Origin of the sequence: Streptomyces lusitanus (genome assembly GCF_042647945.1) — a bacterium.
In the GTDB taxonomy this organism is placed as follows: Bacteria; Actinomycetota; Actinomycetes; order Streptomycetales; family Streptomycetaceae; genus Streptomyces; species Streptomyces pseudogriseolus.
Window position 1 is genome coordinate 154,612 of sequence record NZ_JBHRWL010000019.1, and the last position, 20,846, is coordinate 175,457.

Sequence of the window (20,846 nt, forward strand, 5' to 3'; positions counted from 1 at the left end):
CGGGTCAGGCCGTCGGCCAGGCCTCCGCCAGCATCTTGCGGGTGTCGGCCAGCAGCTGCGGCAGCACCTTGGTGTGGCCGATGACCGGCATGAAGTTGGTGTCGCCGCCCCAGCGCGGGACGACGTGCTGGTGCAGATGCGCGGCGATGCCTGCGCCCGCGACGGTGCCCTGGTTCATGCCGATGTTGAAGCCGTGCGCGCCGGACGCGGTGCGCAGCGCCGTCATCGCCTGCTTGGTGAACACGGCGAGCTCCGCCGTCTCCTCGACGGTCAGCTCGGTGTAGTCGGCCACGTGCCGGTAGGGCACGGTCATCAGATGGCCGCCGGTGTACGGGTACAAGTTGAGCACCGCGTACACCAGCTCGCCGCGGCGCAGGATCAGCCCGTCCTCGTCGGACTCGGCCGGGAGGGAACAGAAGGGACAGCCGTCGCCGGCACCGGGGCCGCTCGGCTTGTTCTCGCCCTGGATGTAGGCCATCCGGTGCGGGGTCCACAGACGCTGGAACGCGTCCTGCGTCCCCACTCCCAACTGCTGCTCCGGCTCACTCGTCATGCGTGCAGCATATGGCGTGACCGCGGGAGGGCGGCAAAAAGGCCCCCGGGACCGCTCCCGGGGGCCTTCGCGCGTACGGGTCAGACCTGCGCCCGCTCCTCGACGACCTTCGCGATCTTGGCGATGGCCTCGTCGACGGGGATGCCGTTCTCCTGCGAGCCGTCGCGGTAGCGGAAGGACACCGCGCCGTTCGCCATGTCCTCGTCGCCCGCGATGACCATGAAGGGCACCTTCTGCTTCTGGGCGTTGCGGATCTTCTTCTGCATCCGGTCGGAGGAGGAGTCCACTTCGGCGCGCAGGCCCTGCTTGCGGGCGGCGTCCGCGAACTTCTCCAGGTGGTCGACGTGGGCGTCGCCGATGGGGATGCCCACCGCCTGCACCGGCGCCAGCCACGCCGGGAACGCGCCCGCGTAGTGCTCCAGGAGCACCGCGAAGAACCGCTCGATGGAGCCGAACAGCGCGCGGTGGATCATGACCGGGCGGGTCTTGGAGCCGTCCGCGGCGGTGTACTCGAGGTCGAAGCGCTCCGGCAGGTTGAAGTCGAGCTGGATGGTCGACATCTGCCAGGTGCGGCCGATGGCGTCCTTGGCCTGGACGGAGATCTTCGGTCCGTAGAAGGCGGCGCCGCCCGGGTCCGGGACCAGCGGCAGGCCCTGCTTCTCGGCGACCTGGCGCAGCGTCTCGGTCGCCTCCTCCCAGGCCTCGTCGCTGCCGACGAACTTCTCCGGGTCCTTGGTGGACAGCTCCAGGTAGAAGTCGGTGAGACCGTAGTCGCGCAGCAGGTTCAGGACGAAGGTGAGCGTCTTGTCGAGCTCCTCCGACATCTGCTCACGGGTGCAGTAGATGTGCGCGTCGTCCTGGGTGAAGCCGCGGGCCCGGGTCAGGCCGTGCACGACGCCCGACTTCTCGTACCGGTACACGGTGCCGAACTCGAAGAGACGCAGCGGCAGTTCCCGGTAGGACCGCCCGCGCGCGTCGAAGATCAGGTTGTGCATCGGGCAGTTCATGGGCTTGAGGTAGTAGTCCACGCCCTCGTCGAGCTGCATGGGCGGGTACATGCCGTCGGCGTACCAGTCCAGGTGGCCCGAGGTCTCGAAGAGCTTCCCCTTCGTCGCGTGCGGGGTGTAGACGAACTCGTAGCCCTCCTCCTCGTGCCGCCTACGGCTGTAGTCCTCCATGACCCGGCGGACGATGCCGCCCTTGGGGTGGAAGACGGCGAGGCCGGAGCCGATCTGCTCCGGGATGGAGAACAGGTCGAGCTCCGAGCCGAGCTTGCGGTGGTCGCGCTTCTCGGCCTCGGCGAGGAACTCCAGGTGCGCCTTCAGCTCGTCCTTGGAGGGCCAGGCGGTGCCGTAGATGCGCTGGAGCATCGGGTTCTTCTCGCTGCCGCGCCAGTAGGCGGCGGCGTTGCGCATCAGCTTGAAGGCCGGGATGTTCCGGGTGGTGGGCAGGTGGGGACCGCGGCAGAGGTCCTTCCAGCACAGCTCGCCGGTCTTGGCGTCGAGGTTGTCGTAGATCGTCAGCTCACCGGCGCCGACCTCGACGTCCGCGCCGTCGTCGTGCGAGGCGGAGCCCTTGAGGCCGATCAGCTCCAGCTTGTACGGCTCGTCGGCGAGCTCCTCGCGGGCGGCCTCGTCGGTCACCACGCGGCGGGAGAAGCGCTGGCCGCGCTTCTGGATCTCCTGCATCTTCTTCTCGATGGCCTTGAGATCCTCGGGCGTAAAGGGCTTCTCCACGTCGAAGTCGTAGTAGAAGCCGTCCCGGACCGGCGGGCCGATGCCCAGCTTGGCCTCGGGGAACAGCTCCTGCACGGCCTGGGCCATCACGTGCGCCGTGGAGTGGCGCAGGATGTTGAGGCCGTCCTCGGAGGAGATCTCGACGCCTTCGACGGTCTCGCCGTCCTGGACCTGGTACGAGAGGTCCTTGAGCTCTCCGGCCACCCGCGCGGCGATGATCGAGCGCTCGCCGGCGAAGAGCTCGGCGGCCGTGGTGCCCGTCGTCACCACGCGTTCTTCCCGCTCGGAATCGCGTTGGATGATCACACGGACGTCTGACACCGGTCTCTCCTGACTGAAGGCTGTGGTCGCGGCGCCATACCGGAGCGCACGCATGGGTGCGATCGTACCGACCCGTGACCGGTGGGGGCGAAATCAGTCGTCGCAGGCCGGGCCGAAGGCCGTGCCGAAGTCGTCCGTGCTCTCCTGGAGCGCCTTGAGCAGCCGGTCGCGTTCGGCCTCGTCGACCTGGACCGGCGCGACCTCCCGCACCTCGGTGAGACGGCGGAACCCGCTGTGTCCGGTCAGGAGCCCGCGCATCCGCACCGGCAGTCCCATGAGGTGGGCGTGTCCGGCGGTCCGGTAGTCCTCCTCGCCGAGCGTGACGCGGAGGTGTCCGACGTCGGCGCCCGCGAGCACCCGCAGCCGCACCATGCCGTCGCCCTGGGGCTGCGACCGGTACATCCGGACGACCGCCCCGGTGACCGTGACGGTGACGGAGGGCTCCGCGCCGCGGTAGCGGCGGCCGGCCTCGAGCAGCACGGGCAGGTCGCCGGGCGAGAACTCCACGGGTGCGGCGCCTGACACGCACCCTTCGGGCACGCCTGCCGCCGGCGCCCAGTCCACGCGGATACGGGCGCCCTCGGTGCCCCGCACCAGGGTGACGAGGGCCTCGGTGAGCTCGTGGCTGACGCCGGCGCCGACGGCCGTGGCGAAGGCGTCCATGGAGCCGGTGACCCGCTGGAGGTCGACGGCCTCGCGCGCCGCGTGCAGGGCGTGGAACAGGCACACGGCGAGCGGGCGGCCGGTGGCGACGGGCACGAAGGCGGTGAGTCCGCGGCCGTCCGGTGCGGGGCCCACCAGCACGCCGTCGAGCGCGGCGGCGGCCGGGCCCCGGTGGCGGGCGCCGTGGTGGCCGGCGTGGGCGCGGGTGGCGAGCGCGGCGGCGAGCAGGGTGCGGCGGGCGGCGGTCCTGAGCTGTTCGTCGGCGGTCCAGGCGACGGCGTCGCCGGGGCCGGGCGGCAGGTCGCGGGACCAGCGGATCTCGTCGCTGGGCACGGCGAGGGCGAGCAGGATCTCGCGGGCGGAGGGCGTGCCGCTGCGGGACAGCGCGTGGAGGGCCTCGGCGAGCAGGTCCTCGCTGTCGGAGAAGGTGCGGCCGACGGGGACGAGGAGGCTGGTGCCGGTGCCGGGTCCTGGCGGGGCCCAGCGGCCGTAGCGTCCGGGGGCGCCGCCGCGCCGCTGCCAGCCGTGCCGGCGCAGGAGGGCGGTGAGCACGGCGGGGTCGGTGCCGGCGGCCTCGGGCGGGGGCGCGTCGGGGAAGGCGTCGGCGGGGTGCGGGCGTACGGGCCGGGCGGGTTCTCCGGTGGGGCGGTGGGTCACGGTCTGCCTCCCCTGCCGACCCGCGTCATGATCTCGCACAGGGCCCGGTCGTCGAAGATGCGTGAGGTGGGGATCCGTACGGTGGTGCGGCGGCGGCCGGTGACGGGGTGTCCGGCGAGGTTGACCCAGTAGCAGCAGTGGCGCAGGTCGAGCCGGTCGTGTCCGGCGCGCAGCCAGTCGTCCTGGGAGCGCGGCAGGATCATCACGACGAGGATCTTGTGCACGGAGACCGGAGTGCGGGCGAGCTTCTCCAGGTGGGCGTTGTCCAGGGTGAAGGAGAAGGAGCGTCCGCGGGGGTGCGGGGCGATCTGTGAGGTGGCCTTGAGCTGCACCTTGATGGTGACCTCGTCGTCGACGAGGTGGCCGGGGGCGCTGTGGCTGACGTGCCAGTCGATGCCGTTGTCCGGGAAGGGCTGGGACAGTGAGCAGCCCGCCGCCGCGGCGACGGCGTGGAGGTAGCCGACCTGCAGGGTCTCCATGCAGGCGGTGGTGGCGAGGGTGCCGCGAGCGGCCGGTGTGCGCTCCGGCAGCAGCCCGCCCCGTTCGGGCTGCGCGATGGCCATGACCAACAGCCTTCCAGAACAGTCGAATCCCATGCGCGGGTCGCTGAACTGCAAAGACCCGTACTCCTGTTGTCTCCTTCCGGCGTAGTGCGCAAACAGGGCGGGTATCACCGCTGCGAGCAGTGGGCGGCGCGTCAACTGCTGGTGGTGAGCGAGGGGTTGGTGGGTATGACGTGCTGGTACGAGGGGCCGCTGGCCGCCTTCGACACGGAGACCACGGGTGTGGACGTCGAGACCGACCGGATCGTGTCGGCCGCTCTCGTCGTCCAGGACGCGCCGGGCACGCGGGCGCGGGTGACCCGCTGGCTGGTGAATCCTGGCGTGCCGGTGCCGGCCGCGGCGACCGAGGTGCACGGTCTGACGGAGGATCATCTTCAGCGCAACGGGCGCTGGCCGGCGCCGGTGATGTACGAGGTGGCGCAGGCGCTGGCGGAGCAGGCGGCGGTGGGCCGGCCGGTGGTGGTGATGAACGCGCCGTTCGATCTGACGCTGCTGGACCGGGAGTTGCGCCGGCACCGGGCGTCGTCGCTGGCGCGCTGGTTCGAGCGGACGCCGCTGCTGGTGCTGGATCCGCGGGTGCTGGACAAGCATCTGGACCGCTACCGCAAGGGCCGCCGTACGCTGGCGGATCTGTGTGCGCACTACGAGGTGGAGCTGGAGGAGGCGCACGACGCGGCGGCGGACGCGGTGGCCGCGCTGGAGGTCACGCGAGCGGTGGGCCGCCGGTTCGCGTCGCGGCTGGAGCGGCTGTCCCCGAGTGAGCTGCACACCTTGCAGGCGGTGTGGCACGCGGCACAGGCGCGGGGCCTTCAGGCGTGGTTCCAGCGCACCGGCACGGAGGAGACCGTCGACCCGGCCTGGCCCCTGCGCCCGGCCCTGCCCGCGGCGGCGTGACCTCACGTCACCGGCATGCGACGACAGCGCGAACGGGGGCGTGGGTGGCGGAGCCCCCACACCGCGCGGCGAAGCCGCGCAGAACACAAAGAGAGCGACGTGGTCCGCCTTCCGGCGGACACACGTCGCTCTCGCGAGCGTGGGCGATACTGGGTTCGAACCAGTGACCTCTTCGGTGTGAACGAAGCGCTCTCCCACTGAGCTAATCGCCCGGGAACGCACTGAACAATACAGGGGTGAGGACGCTTCGTTCAAACCGCTTCCAGGTGCGCCGCCAGTCCGCGTCGCCCGGCCCGCAGCATCAGCGCGTGGTTGGCCCGGAAGAGCGGCCGTCCTGGCACGGCGAGCAGCCGCAGCAGCCGTGCCCGGACGTCGACCTCCTGCTCGTAGTGGGCGAGGCAGCCGTGGGCGCCCAGGTCGGTGACGGTCCACCGCGCCCAGCCGTCGATGTCGCCGGACAGCCCGGCCTCCAGCACCCCGTTCTCCCGGTCCCGCCGCCCTTCCCGCAGGGTGAAGGTGAGGTCGTACGGGAGGACGGAGCGGATCGTGACGATGCCGGTGGTGTCGTCGAGGCGGGCGACCTCGCGCACCTGCGGCCACCACCGGGGGTAGTCCTCGATCCGCTCCAGCACGCCGTACACGGTCGCGGCGGGCGCGGTCAGCGTCCACACGCTGCGGAAGCGGTAATGGTTCCGGTCCATGTACGGAGTGTGCCCGCCCGCGCGCCGCTCGTGCGTCACGGCATGCGGTCCCCGAGGAGGGCGAGGTTCTCGATGGCCGCGAGTCCGTAGAGGGCGGTGTCGTTGGTGGTGACCCAGGGGGCCTCGCTGCCGGCGACGAGGGCGGTGGGGCCGCTCACCTTCTCGGTCGTCCAGGGCGCGGACTCCTGGTAGCCGTCGGAGTCGTAGAACTTCGCCCATGCCCGCTCGGCCAGTGCCTTGTCGCCGGTGCGTACGGCGGCGTAGGCGTCGAGGCGGGAGTGGCCCTGGAAGAGGATCAGGCTGCCGAAGTCGGTGCCGTAGCGCGCGGCCTGTTCCGCCTTGGTGGCGTTGAAGTAGCGGCAGTAGTCGTAGTAGGCCTGTTCGAACTCCGGCATGTCGACGAGGTCGATCAGTTCGGCGCACAGTTCGTTCAGGCCGAAGACCGCGGACAGGTGGGAGACCTCGACCTTCGGGGTGCCGGCGACGGCGAACCGTCCGGTGTCCAGGTCGTACAGGGCGCTGCCCTGGACGAAGCCGTTGGGCTGGGCGGCGATGGTCTCCATGGTGGAGAGCACGCGGGCCCGGGCCTTCTGCCACTTGGGGCCTCTGCGTTCCCATTCGGTGAGCCAGGCGGAGACCAGGCCGCTCCAGTCGGTGCCGAAGCCGATGGACAGGGCGTTGCGGTCGGGGGTGTACGGCTCGGTGCGGATCTTGCGCAGCGGGTCGAGGGCGAGGAAGGTCTCGTCGGAGTCGACGTTGGCGTGCATGAGGTCGCCGGTGCGTTCGTCGGCGGTGAGGAAGTAGAGGAAGCGCCGGTACGTGGTGTTGGCGATGCGCTGCTGCTTGGCGCTGTCGGCGTGGTGCTGGACGCCGTGCCGGGTGCCGAGTCCTGCCCACTCGCCGAGGTGGTAGACGTCGACCTCGCCGGTGTGGCGGGTCATGGCCTCGGCGAAGCGGAAGATGTCGGCGCGTCCCGAGCGCAGGTAGGCGTACCAGAGCCACAGGTCGGGCGAGAGTTCGCTGTTGTCCCAGGCGTAGCCGCCGACGTCGTAGCGCCACTGGTGCCGGACGGTGTCGTAGGTGTGCATGATGTCGCCGTAGTCCCAGAAGCCGTACCAGCGGCGCTGTTCCACCTGGTCCTGGTAGTAGGTGAGGAGGAAGTCGAGGTGGTCCTCGATCCTCGCCTTGGCGGGGGTGGAGCGGTCGGGCTCGGCGAACAGGCCCTTGCCGAAGACGCCCGCCGTGATGAGCTGCCGGGGCGGTGCGGCGAGCTGCGGCGGCACGCGTACGGCCCTGGCGCGGGCGGCGAGCTGTTCGGCGGCGGGGGTGGCGGCCTCAGCCCAGAACAGCAGTTCGGAGGTGCGGGCGATGCCGTAGGGGGTGCCGAAGCCGGGCTCGTAGTCCTCGTAGGTGATGTTGAGGCCCTCGAGCTGTTCGGGGAAGGTGTCCTGGCCCATGCCGTCGTGGTAGAAGCGCAGGTCCATGGGCTGGGCCTCGGGTGACCAGAGCCAGAGGGTGACCTCGGCGGTGTCGGTGTGGGCGTCGCGGACGTCGAGCTGGGCGGGGTGCTTCTGCCAGAAGTCGCGCAGTCCGAAGGAGAGGCCGCCGCTGACGCCGCCGACGTAGCCGAAGCCGGAGGCGCGCCGCCCGCCGCCGGCGCCGATCCAGCCGTGGCCCTGCTTGGTGCGCTTGCGGACGGTGAAGCCGTCGGCGCAGAGCTGGGTGAGGGTGTGGTCGCCCCATTCGGGGATGTACTGCATGCGGCTGGTGACGCGCTGGTCCCAGGTGGTCGGGTCGGGCAGCTTGCGGCCCTCGAACTGGGCCTGCTGCACGGCGGCGCCGGGGTCGCGGCGCAGTCCGGTGATGCCCTTGACCGCCTCCCTGAGCATCCCGTCGCCCTCGCCGCCGAGCCGGATGTGCCGGTCGTACGTCGCGTCGCGCAGCGGGACGGAGAAGCGGACGCCGATGCCGCTGACGAAGTCGCCCCTGGCGCTGCCGGGTTCCTGCTTCCCGTCGTAGGTGATGGTGTGCACCATGCGGAAGGAGTCGGCGCCCGCGTAGAAGTAGAGGCGTACGGAGAAGGGCAGCAGGGTGTCGCGGCCCTTGCGGTGGGTGCCGTCGACGCGGACGACCGCGCGGACGGGACCGTCCTGCTCCACGGTGACGCCACAGACGGTGCCGTCGAACCGCTCGGTCCTGACCGTGACCTGGTCGCCGTCCTCGATCTCGGGCCGGCGCAGCACGACGAGGCGTCCGTCGCGGGCGATCTCGGTGGTGCCGCGGGTGACGGACCTGACCAGGGTGTCGCCGGTGGTGCCGATCCGGGCGGTGACGACGCCGGTGGAGACGGTGACGGTGGCGCCGCGCCGGGTGACGGTGACCTTCTTCGCGGGCGCGGCGGGGGTGCCGGGCTTCAGGGTGAGCGCGCCGGTTCCGGAACTGACGGCGTGGGCGGTCCATTTGAGGGAGCCGTCGGGCCAGTACGCGAGCGGCCAGGTCTGGACGGGGACGTCGGCGCCGTCGGCGTCCGTCACGGCGAAGGTTCGGCCCTCCGGGTGGGCGCCGCGGGGCCAGGGGACGCCGACGGTGGAGCCGGGGGCGGCGCCCAGGCCGCCCTCCTCCAGCCAGTCCAGGGTCACCGGGTCGGCGTCGGCGGGCCGGGCGGCGGGCGCGGCGGAGGCGTCCCGTGCGCCGAGGGTCCAGCCGATCCGGCCGGCGGCTCCGGCGACGGCGGCTGCCTTGACGACGGTTCTGCGGGGGATGGGGGACATGGCTTGTCCTTTTCTCGGCTGCGGGGGTGCGCGGCATGTGCATGGCTGTCAGGGGCATGACATAACTGAGGTGTGGCGCCGCAGCGCCCACCCCGTGGGCCGGGCGCCGCTCGTCAGCGGCGCCGGTGACGCTCCTCCACGGCGACGGCGGCCGCCGCGACGGCCCCCAGCACGGGGACCGCGAGAGGGGTGCTGAACCAGGCGGAGCAGACCACGACGGCCAGTCCCCCGATGAGCAGGAAGGATCCGGCGGGGTCACGGACGGTGTGCCGCCCGGCCCGCGCCAGGAGCGGCCGCCAGGACACACCGGGCCGCCACAGCGCCGCCGCGCGCAGCAGCGCGGCCGCCGCCCCGAGCAGCGCGAGCACCCCGACGGCCCCGACCGCCGGGCCGCCCGGCAGCCCCGCCCGTACCGCGCGCAGGTCGAACCACACGACGGCCACGGCCGCCCATCCGGCGAGCCCGACGAGCCAGCCGCCGCGCACCGCGGCCCGGAAGTCGGCGGTGAACTCGCGCCGGCCGCCCTGCTCGTGGGCCAGATGCCGGCGCAGGTGCCGGGTCCCCGCCGCCAGCGCGGCGGGGTAGGTGACCAGCGGCAGCGCGGCCAGCGCGATCCAGACGCCGGTCAGCAGGCACTCGGCGAAGAGCGCGAATCTCCCCCGGGCCGTCGGCCCGGTGCGTGCCAGGGACATCGTCAGCTCACTCAGCCCTTCAGTCCGGAGGTCGCCATGCCGTCGACGAGGTAGCGCTGGAAGGCGAGGAAGAACGCCAGCACCGGCAGCAGCGCGACCAGCGACATGGCGATCATGCCGCCGTAGTTGGCGAGGCCCTCCTGGTCGACGAACATCTTGAGTCCGAGGGAGACGGTGTACTTGCCGGGCTCGTTGAGGTAGATCAGCGGGCCCATGAAGTCGTTCCAGGCGTTGATGAAGGTGAAGATGGCGCTGGTGATCAGCGCGGGCCGGCACAGCGGCAGCACGATCGACCAGTAGATGCGCAGGTGCCCGCAGCCGTCGAGCCGGGCGGCCTCGTCCAGCTCCCGGGGCAAGTTCCGCATGAACTGCACCATCAGGAAGACGAAGAACGCCTCCGTGGCCAGGTACTTCCCCAGCAGCAGCGGAGTGTACGTGTTGATCATGTCGAGGTTGCGGAACAGCACGTACTGCGGGATCAGCAGCACGTGGTACGGCAGCAGCAGCGTGCCGATCATCAGGGTGAAGAGCAGATTGCGGCCCGCGAACCGGATCTTCGCGAAGGCGTAGGCGGTGAGCGAGCAGGAGATGAGGATGCCGATCACCGAACCCACCGCGAGGAACAGCGAGTTGAAGAAGAAGGTGGAGATGGGGATGTCCGCGATGCCGTCGGCGAGGCTCGTGTAGTTGGACACGGTCGGGTCGGCCGGGAAGAGATCGAGGCTGCCGACGACGTCCTCGCTCCGCTTGAACGACCCTCCGACGACCCACACCACCGGGTAGAGGATCACCGCGAGGACCGCCAGCGACCCGAGGTGCCAGGCGAACGAGCCGGGCAGCCGCCGCGCCCTCTTCGGCGACGGGGCGCGGGTGATGTCGGTGGCCTGTGCGGTCATCGGCCGCCCTCCTCGTAGTGCACCCAGCGCTTCTGGGACCAGAACAGCACCGCCGTGACCAGGGCGACCGCGACCAGCAGCATCCACGCCATGGCGGAGGCCAGGCCCATCCGGCTGTTCTCGAAGCCCTGGACGTACAGGTAGCAGGTGTAGACCATGGAGCCGTCCGCCGGACCGCAGGCGTTGCCGCCCGCGCCGCCGCCGACGATGTAGGCGGAGCTGAAGATCTGGAACGAGTGGATCGTCTCCAGCAGGACGTTGAAGAACAGCACCGGCGAGATCATCGGCAGGGTGATGTTCCAGAACTGGCGCAGCCTGCCCGCCCCGTCGACGTCGGCCGCCTCGTACAGCTCCCTCGGCACCTGCTTCAGCCCGGCCAGGAAGATGACCATGGGCGCGCCGAACTGCCAGACGGTCAGGGCGACCAGGCTGTAGATGATGAGGTCCGGGTCGCCGGTCCAGCCGCCGGCGTCGATGCCGAACGCCTTCTGCGTCCGGTCGACGATCGCGTCGTCCGAGAAGATCGCCTTCCAGACGATGGCGACGGAGACGCTCGCCCCGATCAGCGACGGCGCGTAGAAGGCGGCCCGGTAGAAGGCCTGCCCGCGCCGCTTCTGCGCCAGCAGCAGAGCCACGCCGAGCGCGACGAGCAGCTTCACCGGCGTGCCGACGACGACGTACCAGAGGGTGACCCGCACCGAGTGGCGCCAGCGCGGGTCGCCGAACATCTCGGAGAAGTTGTCCAGGCCGATCCAGCGCGGGGCGTCGAACAGGTTGTAGTCGGTGAAGGCGAAGTAGAGCGAGGCGGCCATCGGGCCCGCCGTCAGCAGCAGGAACCCGGCGATCCACGGGGACATGAAGAGATAGCCGGCCAGGTTCTCCCGGCGGCCGCGCCGCTTCAGTTCGGCGGGGCGCGGGGGTGCGTCCGGGCCGTGCCGCGGCTCGGCGTCCTTCGCCCGGGCCTCCGTCGCGGGGGCGTGTGTCACGGCGGTTCCCATCAGCTGCCGAGGGCGGTCTTCGACTCGTCGAAGAACTGCTCGACGGCGTCGGCCACCGACCGCTTGCCCAGCCCCAGCTCCTCGCCGATGCGCAGGAACGCGGCCTCGCAGATGTCGGCGCCGTTCGGGTGCGGGGTGATGGGCTCCAGCACGTCCGCCGCGACGAGGGACTCCTCGTAGGCGGCGATCGCCTTGTTCACCGGGTCGGTGGGCCGGTACGCCTCGTACTGCGCGGTGGTGGCGGGGACGCCGCGGTCGTAGCCCATGATCCTGGCGACCTCGGGGTCGTGCACCATAAAGTCGATGAACCGCGCGACCTCCACCGGGTGTTCGGTGCGCCGGGAGGCGCTCAGCATCAGCGAGCCGAGGTACTGGCCGGTCCGCTTGCCGTCGGTGGTGGGAATGGGGGCGAGACCGTACTCGCTCCTGCCCTCGGAGGTGTAGCGGACGGTGAAGTTGTCCCAGGTGAACTCGCTGCCCGCGAGTTCGGCGGAGAGCGCCGACTTGGGCTTGATCTGGGCGACCTTCTTCGGGTCGGCGAAGAGTCCGGACGTCACGCCCTTCTCCGCCTTCGTCCACCACCGGGTCAGGTCAGACTCGGTGAAACCGAGACCGTCCTCGGTGAAGAAGGCCTTGCCGTTCTGACGCAGGTACAGGTCGTAGAGGTACATGACGCCGTACATGCCGCTGTCGCCGGCCCGGCCCGTACGGTCGCGTACCCGCGCCATCGCCTCGTCGAAGTCGTCCCAGGTCCAGCCCATTTCGGGTGTGATGCCGGCGCGGGCGTAGACGGGCTTGTCGATGACGAGGGCCATCGAGTTGGACCCCACGGGCACGCCGAGGAGCTTGCCGTCGATCTCGCCGAACGTGTCGAGGCCCGCCCGGAAGCCCTCCATGCGCAGGTTGCCGGCCTTCACCTGCTCGTTGAGGTCCAGGAGCACATTCTTCGCGTCGTATTTGCGGAGGAATCCGATGGCATTCTGAAAGACGTCCGGCGGATTCCCGCCGGAGGCCTGCGTGTTGAACTTCTTCCAGAAATCCGAGTACGGCTGGAAGTCGGTCTTGACCTTGATCTTCGGGTGCTTCTCCTCGAAGAGGTCGATGGTCTTGTTGATGCGCTGCGCCCGGTCCTCCGCGCCCCACCACGCATAACGGATCGTCACCGTTCCGTCCCCGGAACCGCTTCCGCCACCGCAGGCGGTCGCCGTCGCACCGAGCCCCGTGACGGCGAGCGAGGCCCCCGCCGCTTTGAGGACCGTCCGCCTCTCCACACCCTTGCGCTGCTGCATACGAGCCTCCCCGCGACGGTTACGGACCGCTTCATGAATCGTTTCAAGTAAGCGCTTGCTGGCACAAGGTACGGAGGGCCCAGGGGTGCGTCAATGATTCGGACAGGAATTGCCGGCGGGCCCTCGCGGGCGCCTGCCGGCAGGCGCGGCGGGGACGGTCCCGGGCCGGGCGGGAAAGCGGCAGGTACCCGGCCCTGTGACCGACCGGCCGAACAGCGCGGCGGCGGCCGTGGCGGGCCGCGCGCAAGGTCACGGTTGGGTGAACGCGGGCGAAGCGGAACGGGCGCGAGGCTGCGCCGCGGGTCCGCCCCGCGCATACGACGAAGCGGCCCGGCTCACTGGTGGTGAGCCGGGCCGCTTGATCCCGGTGGGCGATACTGGGTTCGAACCAGTGACCTCTTCGGTGTGAACGAAGCGCTCTCCCACTGAGCTAATCGCCCGGGCGCAGGAAGAACATTACCCCATGTCAGCGGGTGCCCGTGACCACGGTGACCGCTGTGGCCGCCATGGCCGCCTTGACCCCTACGGCCGACATGACCGCCATGAGTGCCGGGGGCCGGGTGGGCCGGCCCCCGGTCCGTGTCACTGGTCCTTGATCTTCCAGGGCATCTGGAAACCGAACTTCCACAGGTAGAAGCCGGCCAGCGCGCCGACGATCACCAGACCGACCGACGTCAGGATGATGTTGCGACGGCGCACCCGCGGGTCCAGGGCCCGCTGGGCGGCCTCGGTGACCTTGCGCTTGGTCCAGCGCAGCACCAGCTGGGCCCAGACGAACTCGGTCGCCCAGATCGCCATGCCGCCGAATATCACGACCCATCCCGGGCCGGGCAGCGGCAGCATGATCACGCCGGCCGCCACCACGGCCAGACCGACGACGAAGACCCCCACCTGCCAGCTCAGATGCAGCGCACGGCGCGCCTTGACGAACTCGGGCGCCCTCGACCCGAGCCCCTGCTCGTCCCGACGCTCGCTCTCGTCCACCGTCACCCCGTGGGCCGCTGTCACGGCCTCGCCGGACTCGTTACTCCCCGTGTTCATACAGCCCAACACTACCGGAGCGCATGACATCACCGGAATGGACGCAGGACGCGAACGATCTCTCGGCCGGAAGAGTTACGTAATCCCACGCAAAACACTCAGAGGGGTTTACAACGGCACCGTAGGTGGCATGTCGATTTCGCCGACGTGCGAATCCCCGAGCGCACACTGAGCGAAAGGCCCTGGCGCTTATGAACACCACGGTCAGCTGCGAGCTGCACCTGCGCCTCGTTGTGTCGAGCGAGTCCTCCCTGCCTGTCCCCGCAGGCCTGCGGTACGACACGGCCGACCCCTACGCCGTGCACGCCACCTTCCACACCGGAGCCGAGGAAACCGTCGAGTGGGTGTTCGCCCGCGACCTCCTCGCCGAGGGACTTCACCGCCCCACGGGCACCGGCGACGTCCGCGTCTGGCCGTCGCGCAGTCATGGTCAGGGCGTCGTGTGCATCGCCCTGAGCTCTCCGGAGGGGGAGGCCCTGCTGGAGGCCCCGGCACGGGCTCTGGAGTCCTTCCTGAAGCGCACAGACGCCGCCGTGCCGCCCGGCACGGAGCACCGGCACTTCGATCTCGATCAGGAGCTCTCGCACATCCTGGCGGAGAGCTGATGAGGCCCTCCTGAAGCCGCCCGGCGCCGTCGACTCGGGGTGACGGCGCGGGCTTGGACAGCCGCGTGCGGGTTGTATGTGCATACGGCTTTCACACCGGTGCCGGTGCCGTGGGTTGTTGCGGCTCGGTGCCGGTGTCTTTTCGGGTGCCGGGGCGTCGGGGCGGGTGGCTGGGGATTCGGCGCCGGGTGCGGGGTGGTGGGGGCTGGGCGCGCAGTTCCCCGCGCCCCTGGGCCCCTGGGCCCCCGGGCGGGGGGGGTGGCTGGGGCTTCGTCCCCGTGCGGGTTTCCTGGGGTTCTCGCGCAGTTCCCCGCGCCCCTTCGGGGCGTTTCCTCGGGGCTTGGGAACCGTTCGTGGTTGTTTCGCGTTGGAATCGAAGCCATGTGCGGGGCGGGAAGCCACTACCATCGGCCACCACCGGCGGGCGCCCGCCCGACCCCCAGGCCAGGGAGCGAATCGTGCTGATCACCCATGACACCCGGTGTGCGCTGGACACCGTGGTGGACCTGGTGAACACCGCACCGGAGGACGACGCGTCACCGGACGGGCTGCCTGACGTCCCGGCGCTCGAGGCGTTCGTGCGGGACCACGAGGTCAGCGAGGTCGGGGTGCTCACCGAGTTCGACCTGGCCGCGGTGCGCAAGATCCGCGGCCGGTTCGCCTCGGTGTTCGCCGCTCCCGACGCCCGCGGCGCGGCCACCTTGATCAACGAGCTCATCGCGGCCGCCGGCACCACTCCCCGGCTCACCGACCACGACGGCTACGACTGGCACGTGCACTACTTCGCCCCCGGCGCCTCCGTGGCCGACCATCTGGCCGCCGACTGCGGGATGGCGCTGGCGTTCTTCGTGGTCGCCGGCGAGCAGGAGCGTCTGCGCCGCTGCGAGGCGCCGGACTGCCGGCACGCCTTCGTGGACCTGTCCCGCAACCGCTCGCGCCGCTACTGCGACAGCCGCACCTGCGGCAACCGGCTGCACGTCGCCGCCTACCGGGCGCGCCGCAAGGAGGCGGCGGGCTGATTCCTCCCGCGCGACGGGACGTCACCGGAGATGTCCGTGCCGACGCGGTCCCGACGGGTGACGCCGGGAACCGCGGGTACGGCTCAGAGCCACAGCAGGTCGTGCAACGCGGCCGAGAGCAGCAGACACCCGATCACCGCAAGGAAGATCATCAGCGGTGGCTGGGATAGGGCGAAGAGGCATCCGCGCGGCTCGTCCTGCGGCGGCGCGGCATCGCTCTGTGTCGTGTCCAGCATCTCGCCGCGATGATGACGCATCGGACGGGCAGGACGCGATCAACACCCACGGAAATCGTGTCGGTACACGGAAAGCGCGGTCTACCGGTCAGGGCGTGATCGTTTCCGCGCGGTCCGGGACCTGCTGTGACGCATGTGGTCCCGGGCGGTCATATGCCGTGCTTCTTGAGGATGGCCTCGATGTCGCTGAAGTCGTCGTCGCCCTGCGCGGCCTGCTTCCGCCGGGGTGCGGGGCTCTGCCCGCGGGAGGCGGCCTGTCCCAGGGCGGGCGCGGACGCGCCCGGCGCCGTGGCGGCGGGGGCGCTCGTCTCCCGTGCCGCCTCCCGGGCCGCCTTGCGCTCCTTGCGGGTGCCGCCGCGCCGGCGCTCGACCGTGCGGGTCGTGGCGAACAGCAGCCAGGACAGGCCCAGCACGCCGAAGCCCGCCCATGCCGTCGGGCTGAAAGCGGTGTCCGCGAGCCACTCGACGACGCCGGTCATCACCAGCCCGAGCGGCACCAGCGCGTACGCGGCGATGCGGGTCGCCGTGAGGTAGCGCTTGCGGTAGGCCGCGACCACCGCGATGCCCAGGCCTGCCGCGGCGACGGCGGAGCAGACGGTCTCGGCAATCATCCGGTCCTCCAGGGCAGCGTGCGTGCGGTCGCGAGGGTCTTCGTCTTCCGTCCCTTCCATCCTGCACCCGGTGGGCCCGGAGCAGCCATGGCCGGGGCGGACATCAGGGACATCTCCGGGTCACTGCTCCTCCGCAGGTGCCGGTCGGCCCGCACCTGAGGGATCTCAGGGTTGTGGGCGCGGGCCGCGGAGCCCGGGGGCCGGATTGGGTGGTGCCGGGGACCGGCTGGAAGACTGTCGGCATGAGCGACTCCTCCCCCGCCCGCCCGGCCGCCCCCGTCCTCGACGTGTGGTGCGAGCTCCAGTGTTCCGACTGCCGAACCGCCCTGGACGACCTCCGTGCCCTGCGGGCCCGGTACGGCGACCGGCTGGAGATCCGGCTGCGGCACTTCCCGCTGGAGAAGCACAAGCACGCCTTCGCCGCGGCCCAGGCCGCCGAGGAGGCGTGGGAGCAGGGCCGGGGCTGGGACTACGCGGAGGCCGCGCTCGGCCGGGTCGAGGAGCTGGAGCGCCGGGGCGAGGAGGTCCTGGTCGAGGTCGCGCGCGAGCTGGGGCTGGACGCCGACGAGGTCGACACCGCCCTGATCGACGGCCGGCACATCCTGGTGGTCGACGCGGACCAGGCCGAGGGCAAGGCGATCGGGGTGACCGGGACGCCGACGTACGTCATCGGGGGTGAGCGGCTCGACGGCGGCAGGAGCCAGGAGGGGCTGCGCGAGCGGATCGAGGAGATCGCGGACCGGCTGCTGGCCGGGCAGGGCGCCTGACCCCGCCCGTTCTGTCCGCCCGTCCCGGCCGCCCTGCGGCTACACCAGCGGCTTGTACAGCGAGTACCGGGTCGCGGTGTAGCCGAGCGAGTCGTAGAGCCGTTCGGCCGGGGTGTTGCCGGCGAACACGTTGAGGCCGATGGTGCGGTTGCCCGCGGCGGCCGCCTGGGCCTCGGCGAGGAGCATCAGGCTGCGCCCGTGGCCCCGGCCGCGGTGGGCGGGCCGGGTCTCCACGTCGAACACGTACGCGCGCTCCCCGCGTACGGCGAGCCACAGCGTGCCGACCACGGCGCCCTCGTGCTCGAGGACGCTGAGGAGCATGTCCTCCGTGGCGAGGCCGTCGGGCAGCAGTGCCGCGTGGTCGGCGGCGGCCTTGGCCCGTGCCTCCTCCTCGGGCACCCCGCGCCGTGCCCACTCGCGCGCGTAGTCCGCGGAGCTCTCGGCCTGCCAGGCGTCGTACTCGTCCGCGGTCATGGGTCGTGCGCGGGTGCCGTCCGGCAGGGCGGGCGGGGTGTCGCCGAGGGCCTTCTCCATGTTCCGGTTGCGCACGACGTAGCCGAGCGCCGTGGCGAGGGCGAGGGCGGTGCCCGGTTCGGCGGGGACGGTGGCCTCGATGCGGCGGCAGCCCCAGCCGCGGGCCACCTCCTCCGCCGCGAGGGCGGCCACCGTGCCCCGGCCGCGCCCGCGGTCGGGTTCGTCGATGCGCAGGGAGATGATCCGGGCCACGGCGTCCCCGAAGACGGGGTCCGTGCCGAGGCGCACCTCCCCTACGGGACGGCTGTTGACGCAGACGTGGAAGTGACGCGAACGCGTCCCGTCGGGATTCTGCCGGAGCGGCTCGGTCGGCCGCAGGGTGGTGGTCATCAGAGGTGTTCTACCCCGACGCGCGCCGCGCTTCAGCCGGTTTTCCGGCCCCTCACGGGTCGATGTCCGCGGCGGACCGCTCGTCGAAGATCCGCATGGCCTTGGCCGTCACCGGGCCGGGGGTGGCGGACAGTTCGCGGTCGTCGACGCGGTGCACCGCCTGCACGTCGCGCAGGGTGGAGGTGAGGAAGATCTCGTCGGCCTCGCGCAGGACGTCCAGCGGCAGGTCGGTCTCCTTGGCGCCGGTCCACTCGGCGACCAGGGCGCGGGTGATGCCCGCGAGGCAGCCGGAGGCGAGCGGCGGGGTGTGGATCTCGCCGTCGAGGACGACGAAGACGTTCGACCCGGTGCCCTCGCAGAGCTGTCCGACGGTGTTGGCGAACAGCGCCTCGGTGGCGCCGTGTTCGTGGGCGCGGGCGAGGGCGACGACGTTCTCGGCGTACGAGGTGGTCTTCAGGCCGGTGAGCGCGCCGCGCTCGTTGCGGGTCCAGGGCACGGTGACGACGGCCGTGGTGTCCGGGCGGCGGGCGGTCCCGCCGAGGGCGACCACGAGGGTCGGGCCCTGGTCGCCGCGGTCGGAGCCGAGCGGGCCGTGTCCGCCGGTGTAGGTCAGGCGCAGCCGGCCGAGCGGCACGGGGTTGGCCTCGAGGACGGCGGCGCAGGCGCGGCGGACCTCGTCGAGGTCGGGGTCGGGCAGCCCGAGGCCGCGGGCCGAGCGGGTCAGCCGGTCGAGGTGCCGGGTGAGGGCGAACGGCCGCCCGTCCACGGCCTTCACCGTCTCGAAGATGCCGTCGCCCACGGTCAGTCCGTGGTCGAAGACGGAGACGCGGGCGGTCTCGGAGTCCCGCAGCGCGCCGTCGAGCCAGATCTTCACGTCCGGATCCTTTCGCTCACCTGGTACGTCCCCGACGCTACCGCGAGCAGCCGGGAAGCCTTCAGTTCGGTCTCGCGCCACTCCCCCTCGGGGTCGGAGCCCCAGGTGATGCCGGCGCCGGTGCCGAACCGCAGCACGGCCGCGCCGTCCGTGCCCCGGTCGATCCAGAAGGTGCGGATGCCGACGGCCAGCACGCCGGTGCCGCGGTCGGCGTCGACCCAGCCGATCCCCCCGCAGTACGGGCCGCGCGGGGCGGTCTCCAGCGCGTCGATGATCCGCAGCGCGCTGGACTTGGGCGCTCCGGTGACGGAGCCGGGCGGGAAGGCGGCGCGCAGCAGCGCGGGCCAGCCCTCGCCGTCGCGCAGTTCGCCGCGGACCGTGGAGACGAGGTGGACCAGGCCCGGGTGCTTCTCGACGGCGCAGAGGTCGGGGACGGTGACCGTACCGGTGGCGCAGACCTGTCCGATGTCGTTGCGGACCAGGTCGACGATCATGACGTTCTCGGCGTAGTCCTTCTCCAGCAGGTCCGCCTCGGTGCGGCCGGTGCCCTTGATCGGCCCGGACTCGACGACGCGGCCGTCCCGGCGGAGGAACAGCTCGGGCGAGGCGGTGGCGATCTCCACGCCGTGCCGCGGCAGCCGAATCGTTCCTGCGTACGGCGCGGGGTTGCCGCGCGCCAGCAGGGCGGTGAGGGCGTCCACGTCGGCGTCCGGGGGCACCGGCGCGGACAGGACGCGGCAGAGGTTCGCCTGGTAGACCTCGCCCGCCGCGATGTGGTCGCGGATCCGGCGCACCGCCGTCGTGTACGCGTCGCGGTCGAGGGAGGACGTCCAGTCGCCGGCGGCCGGTCCCCGCCAGGCGCCCGGGGCGGGCGGCGGCACGGGCTCGGTACGGACGTCCCGGAACCGGGCGCAGGTCAGGCGCCCCTCGAAGTCGGCGGCGACGGCCCAGAAGCCGGTGGAGTCCAGGGCGGCGGGGTCGTCGGTGACGTCGGCGAGGCCGGTGGCGACGCGGTCACCGAAGCGCGCGAGAGGTGGCAGGTCGTGCACGCCACGAGTCTATGGCGGGGGCGCGCGGGTGACGTGACCACGCCCCTGAGCAGGCGCAGCGCAGCACGCTGCGCAAACGGGTTTTTGTGCTGGCCCCGGAATCCGCTAGAGTTCAGTTCGTCGCCGGGACGCGCAAGCGGACCGAAACGACAGGCGGACGTAGCTCAGTTGGTAGAGCGCAACCTTGCCAAGGTTGAGGTCGCGAGTTCGAGCCTCGTCGTCCGCTCGAAGGAAGAGGGGGCTTCCCGGTCCCCTACACTCCTGGTGGAGTGGCCGAGAGGCGAGGCAACGGCCTGCAAAGCCGTCTACACGGGTTCAAATCCCGTCTCCACCTCCAAGGACGATTAGCTCAGCGGGAGAGCGCTTCCCTGACACGGAAGAGGTCACTGGTTCAATCCCAGTATCGTCCACTGGATCTCCGGATCCTGGATCTGCGAAGATCCGAACCCCGCGCGATTAGCTCAGCGGGAGAGCGCTTCCCTGACACGGAAGAGGTCACTGGTTCAATCCCAGTATCGCGCACGCAGTGCCCATGACCGGCTCCGCGGAGTGGTCATGGTCCCGAGGACGATTAGCTCAGCGGGAGAGCGCTTCCCTGACACGGAAGAGGTCACTGGTTCAATCCCAGTATCGTCCACACGGCTCGAAGCCCCCGGTCCTGCGACCGGGGGCTTCGTCGTGCGTCCGTCAGCTGGAGAAGAGCATGTGGCCGAAGCTCTTGTGACGGCGGTGGCCGTACTGGCCCCCGTGCGGCGCTCCCCACGCCGGGGCCTGCGGCGCCGCGGGCGGGTAGGCCTGGGGCGCGGCGGGCGGGGGCGGGGCGGGCTGCGACCACTGGGACTCGAGCCGGGTCAGCGCCTCGAGCTCGCCGTAGTCGAGGAAGATCCCCCGGCACCCGCTGCACTGCTCGATCTGGACACCGTTGCGGTTGTACGTGTGCATGGGGGCACGGCACTTCGGACACTGCATGGTCGGGTCAACTCCTCGCCGGTCGTACTGCTTCGCGTATCAGCTGGACAGACTCTGTCCGACTGTGGGCCGGTTGC

Annotated in this window: 21 protein-coding genes and 7 tRNA genes; 9 read left to right on the top strand and 19 right to left on the bottom strand. The window is 71.3% G+C overall.

Annotated features, from left to right (window positions below; genetic code table 11):
• Positions 1 to 4: 4 nt before the first annotated feature.
• From ACFOSY_RS26130 to ACFOSY_RS26145, 4 genes are all read right to left on the bottom strand, one after another.
• Positions 5 to 553 (bottom strand): HIT family protein, encoded by a 549-nt coding sequence (locus tag ACFOSY_RS26130; RefSeq protein ID WP_394311180.1) that lies wholly within the window; start codon positions 551 to 553, stop codon positions 5 to 7.
• A gap of 80 nt (positions 554 to 633) precedes the next feature.
• Positions 634 to 2,610, bottom strand: a complete 1,977-nt coding sequence (thrS, locus tag ACFOSY_RS26135) for a threonine--tRNA ligase (protein WP_394311182.1) — start codon at positions 2,608 to 2,610, stop codon at positions 634 to 636.
• 93 nt (positions 2,611 to 2,703) lie between these two features.
• Positions 2,704 to 3,930: a hypothetical protein gene (locus tag ACFOSY_RS26140; protein WP_394311184.1), complete on the bottom strand. Its 1,227-nt coding sequence runs from the start codon at positions 3,928 to 3,930 to the stop codon at positions 2,704 to 2,706.
• Entirely contained in the window at positions 3,927 to 4,493 is a 567-nt protein-coding gene (locus ACFOSY_RS26145) for a DUF4365 domain-containing protein (protein ID WP_190004194.1), read from the bottom strand. Before ACFOSY_RS26145 ends, ACFOSY_RS26140 begins: the two co-directional genes overlap by 4 nt.
• 168 nt (positions 4,494 to 4,661) lie before the next feature.
• On the opposite strand from ACFOSY_RS26145, the gene ACFOSY_RS26150 reads away from it, so the two are divergent.
• Positions 4,662 to 5,387, top strand: coding sequence for a 3'-5' exonuclease (locus ACFOSY_RS26150; RefSeq protein WP_394311187.1), 726 nt, complete (start codon positions 4,662 to 4,664; stop codon positions 5,385 to 5,387).
• A 140-nt stretch (positions 5,388 to 5,527) separates the two neighbouring features.
• Here the strand turns inward: ACFOSY_RS26150 and ACFOSY_RS26155 are convergent.
• The 9 genes from ACFOSY_RS26155 to ACFOSY_RS26195 form a co-directional block, all read right to left on the bottom strand.
• Positions 5,528 to 5,599: transfer RNA gene (locus tag ACFOSY_RS26155), tRNA-Val, on the bottom strand.
• Positions 5,600 to 5,638: 39 nt separating this feature from the next.
• Positions 5,639 to 6,088: an SRPBCC family protein gene (locus ACFOSY_RS26160; protein ID WP_394311189.1), complete on the bottom strand. Its 450-nt coding sequence runs from the start codon at positions 6,086 to 6,088 to the stop codon at positions 5,639 to 5,641.
• A gap of 35 nt (positions 6,089 to 6,123) precedes the next feature.
• A complete protein-coding gene (locus ACFOSY_RS26165; protein ID WP_394311191.1) occupies positions 6,124 to 8,859 on the bottom strand; it encodes an exo-rhamnogalacturonan lyase family protein in 2,736 nt (911 codons plus the stop codon).
• A 113-nt stretch (positions 8,860 to 8,972) separates the two neighbouring features.
• Complete coding sequence (locus ACFOSY_RS26170) at positions 8,973 to 9,551, bottom strand: hypothetical protein (protein ID WP_394311193.1); 579 nt, start codon at positions 9,549 to 9,551, stop codon at positions 8,973 to 8,975.
• An 11-nt stretch (positions 9,552 to 9,562) separates the two neighbouring features.
• Positions 9,563 to 10,447, bottom strand: coding sequence for a carbohydrate ABC transporter permease (locus ACFOSY_RS26175; protein ID WP_394311195.1), 885 nt, complete (start codon positions 10,445 to 10,447; stop codon positions 9,563 to 9,565).
• The gene (locus tag ACFOSY_RS26180; RefSeq protein ID WP_394311197.1) at positions 10,444 to 11,445 is read right to left on the bottom strand and encodes a carbohydrate ABC transporter permease; all 1,002 of its coding nucleotides are present in this window, start codon (positions 11,443 to 11,445) and stop codon (positions 10,444 to 10,446) included. Before ACFOSY_RS26180 ends, ACFOSY_RS26175 begins: the two co-directional genes overlap by 4 nt.
• Positions 11,445 to 12,734 carry an ABC transporter substrate-binding protein gene (locus ACFOSY_RS26185; RefSeq protein ID WP_394311200.1) on the bottom strand — a complete coding sequence of 430 codons (1,290 nt, stop codon included), beginning with the start codon at positions 12,732 to 12,734 and terminating at the stop codon, positions 11,445 to 11,447. The genes ACFOSY_RS26180 and ACFOSY_RS26185 overlap by 1 nt, the downstream gene beginning before the upstream one ends.
• 368 nt (positions 12,735 to 13,102) lie before the next feature.
• Positions 13,103 to 13,174, bottom strand: a tRNA-Val gene (locus tag ACFOSY_RS26190).
• A 142-nt stretch (positions 13,175 to 13,316) separates the two neighbouring features.
• Entirely contained in the window at positions 13,317 to 13,775 is a 459-nt protein-coding gene (locus ACFOSY_RS26195; RefSeq protein ID WP_394311202.1) for a TIGR02611 family protein, read from the bottom strand.
• 191 nt (positions 13,776 to 13,966) lie between these two features.
• Between ACFOSY_RS26195 and ACFOSY_RS26200 the strand changes: the two genes are divergently transcribed.
• Positions 13,967 to 14,380, top strand: a complete 414-nt coding sequence (locus ACFOSY_RS26200; RefSeq protein ID WP_004002642.1) for an SsgA family sporulation/cell division regulator — start codon at positions 13,967 to 13,969, stop codon at positions 14,378 to 14,380.
• Positions 14,381 to 14,838: 458 nt separating this feature from the next.
• Positions 14,839 to 15,399 (top strand): CGNR zinc finger domain-containing protein, encoded by a 561-nt coding sequence (locus ACFOSY_RS26205; protein ID WP_394311205.1) that lies wholly within the window; start codon positions 14,839 to 14,841, stop codon positions 15,397 to 15,399.
• A gap of 83 nt (positions 15,400 to 15,482) precedes the next feature.
• Here ACFOSY_RS26205 and ACFOSY_RS26210 read toward each other — a convergent pair whose 3' ends face one another.
• Both ACFOSY_RS26210 and ACFOSY_RS26215 read right to left on the bottom strand, forming a co-directional pair.
• The gene (locus tag ACFOSY_RS26210) at positions 15,483 to 15,635 is read right to left on the bottom strand and encodes a hypothetical protein (protein WP_394311208.1); all 153 of its coding nucleotides are present in this window, start codon (positions 15,633 to 15,635) and stop codon (positions 15,483 to 15,485) included.
• A gap of 149 nt (positions 15,636 to 15,784) precedes the next feature.
• Positions 15,785 to 16,246 (bottom strand): hypothetical protein, encoded by a 462-nt coding sequence (locus ACFOSY_RS26215; protein WP_394311210.1) that lies wholly within the window; start codon positions 16,244 to 16,246, stop codon positions 15,785 to 15,787.
• A 242-nt stretch (positions 16,247 to 16,488) separates the two neighbouring features.
• Here ACFOSY_RS26215 and ACFOSY_RS26220 point away from each other — a divergent pair, with 242 nt between their 5' ends.
• Positions 16,489 to 17,013: a DsbA family protein gene (locus ACFOSY_RS26220; protein ID WP_394311213.1), complete on the top strand. Its 525-nt coding sequence runs from the start codon at positions 16,489 to 16,491 to the stop codon at positions 17,011 to 17,013.
• Between the two features lie 39 nt (positions 17,014 to 17,052).
• On the opposite strand, the gene ACFOSY_RS26225 is transcribed toward ACFOSY_RS26220, so the two are convergent.
• The 3 genes from ACFOSY_RS26225 to ACFOSY_RS26235 are packed head-to-tail and all read right to left on the bottom strand — an operon-like array spanning position 17,053 to position 19,800.
• Complete coding sequence (locus ACFOSY_RS26225; protein WP_394311215.1) at positions 17,053 to 17,877, bottom strand: GNAT family N-acetyltransferase; 825 nt, start codon at positions 17,875 to 17,877, stop codon at positions 17,053 to 17,055.
• 52 nt (positions 17,878 to 17,929) lie between these two features.
• Positions 17,930 to 18,751, bottom strand: a complete 822-nt coding sequence (locus ACFOSY_RS26230; RefSeq protein WP_394311217.1) for an aminotransferase class IV — start codon at positions 18,749 to 18,751, stop codon at positions 17,930 to 17,932.
• The gene (locus ACFOSY_RS26235; RefSeq protein WP_394311219.1) at positions 18,748 to 19,800 is read right to left on the bottom strand and encodes a chorismate-binding protein; all 1,053 of its coding nucleotides are present in this window, start codon (positions 19,798 to 19,800) and stop codon (positions 18,748 to 18,750) included. The genes ACFOSY_RS26230 and ACFOSY_RS26235 overlap by 4 nt, the downstream gene beginning before the upstream one ends.
• A 153-nt stretch (positions 19,801 to 19,953) precedes the next feature.
• On the opposite strand from ACFOSY_RS26235, the gene ACFOSY_RS26240 reads away from it, so the two are divergent.
• The 5 genes from ACFOSY_RS26240 (at position 19,954) to ACFOSY_RS26260 (ending at position 20,437) form a co-directional block, all read left to right on the top strand.
• Positions 19,954 to 20,026, top strand: a tRNA-Gly gene (locus ACFOSY_RS26240).
• Positions 20,027 to 20,063: 37 nt separating this feature from the next.
• Positions 20,064 to 20,137: transfer RNA gene (locus tag ACFOSY_RS26245), tRNA-Cys, on the top strand.
• 1 nt (position 20,138) lies between these two features.
• Positions 20,139 to 20,210, top strand: a tRNA-Val gene (locus ACFOSY_RS26250).
• A gap of 40 nt (positions 20,211 to 20,250) precedes the next feature.
• Positions 20,251 to 20,322: transfer RNA gene (locus ACFOSY_RS26255), tRNA-Val, on the top strand.
• Between the two features lie 43 nt (positions 20,323 to 20,365).
• Positions 20,366 to 20,437: transfer RNA gene (locus tag ACFOSY_RS26260), tRNA-Val, on the top strand.
• Positions 20,438 to 20,487: 50 nt separating this feature from the next.
• On the opposite strand, the gene ACFOSY_RS26265 is transcribed toward ACFOSY_RS26260, so the two are convergent.
• Positions 20,488 to 20,769, bottom strand: coding sequence for a TFIIB-type zinc ribbon-containing protein (locus ACFOSY_RS26265; protein ID WP_006130390.1), 282 nt, complete (start codon positions 20,767 to 20,769; stop codon positions 20,488 to 20,490).
• Positions 20,770 to 20,846: the final 77 nt, after the last annotated feature.

Coding starts and splice junctions, on each gene's coding strand:
- ACFOSY_RS26200 (WP_004002642.1), top strand. CDS start 13,967: ATGAACACCACGGTCAGCTGCGAGCTGCACCTGCGCCTCGTTGTGTCG.
- ACFOSY_RS26195 (WP_394311202.1), bottom strand. CDS start 13,775: ATGAACACGGGGAGTAACGAGTCCGGCGAGGCCGTGACAGCGGCCCAC.
- ACFOSY_RS26175 (WP_394311195.1), bottom strand. CDS start 10,447: ATGACCGCACAGGCCACCGACATCACCCGCGCCCCGTCGCCGAAGAGG.
- ACFOSY_RS26220 (WP_394311213.1), top strand. CDS start 16,489: ATGAGCGACTCCTCCCCCGCCCGCCCGGCCGCCCCCGTCCTCGACGTG.
- ACFOSY_RS26180 (WP_394311197.1), bottom strand. CDS start 11,445: ATGGGAACCGCCGTGACACACGCCCCCGCGACGGAGGCCCGGGCGAAG.
- ACFOSY_RS26185 (WP_394311200.1), bottom strand. CDS start 12,734: ATGCAGCAGCGCAAGGGTGTGGAGAGGCGGACGGTCCTCAAAGCGGCG.
- ACFOSY_RS26210 (WP_394311208.1), bottom strand. CDS start 15,635: ATGCTGGACACGACACAGAGCGATGCCGCGCCGCCGCAGGACGAGCCG.
- ACFOSY_RS26225 (WP_394311215.1), bottom strand. CDS start 17,877: ATGACCACCACCCTGCGGCCGACCGAGCCGCTCCGGCAGAATCCCGAC.
- ACFOSY_RS26145 (WP_190004194.1), bottom strand. CDS start 4,493: ATGGCCATCGCGCAGCCCGAACGGGGCGGGCTGCTGCCGGAGCGCACA.
- ACFOSY_RS26130 (WP_394311180.1), bottom strand. CDS start 553: ATGACGAGTGAGCCGGAGCAGCAGTTGGGAGTGGGGACGCAGGACGCG.
- ACFOSY_RS26165 (WP_394311191.1), bottom strand. CDS start 8,859: ATGTCCCCCATCCCCCGCAGAACCGTCGTCAAGGCAGCCGCCGTCGCC.
- ACFOSY_RS26265 (WP_006130390.1), bottom strand. CDS start 20,769: ATGCAGTGTCCGAAGTGCCGTGCCCCCATGCACACGTACAACCGCAAC.
- ACFOSY_RS26215 (WP_394311210.1), bottom strand. CDS start 16,246: ATGATTGCCGAGACCGTCTGCTCCGCCGTCGCCGCGGCAGGCCTGGGC.
- ACFOSY_RS26150 (WP_394311187.1), top strand. CDS start 4,662: ATGACGTGCTGGTACGAGGGGCCGCTGGCCGCCTTCGACACGGAGACC.
- ACFOSY_RS26160 (WP_394311189.1), bottom strand. CDS start 6,088: ATGGACCGGAACCATTACCGCTTCCGCAGCGTGTGGACGCTGACCGCG.
- ACFOSY_RS26170 (WP_394311193.1), bottom strand. CDS start 9,551: ATGTCCCTGGCACGCACCGGGCCGACGGCCCGGGGGAGATTCGCGCTC.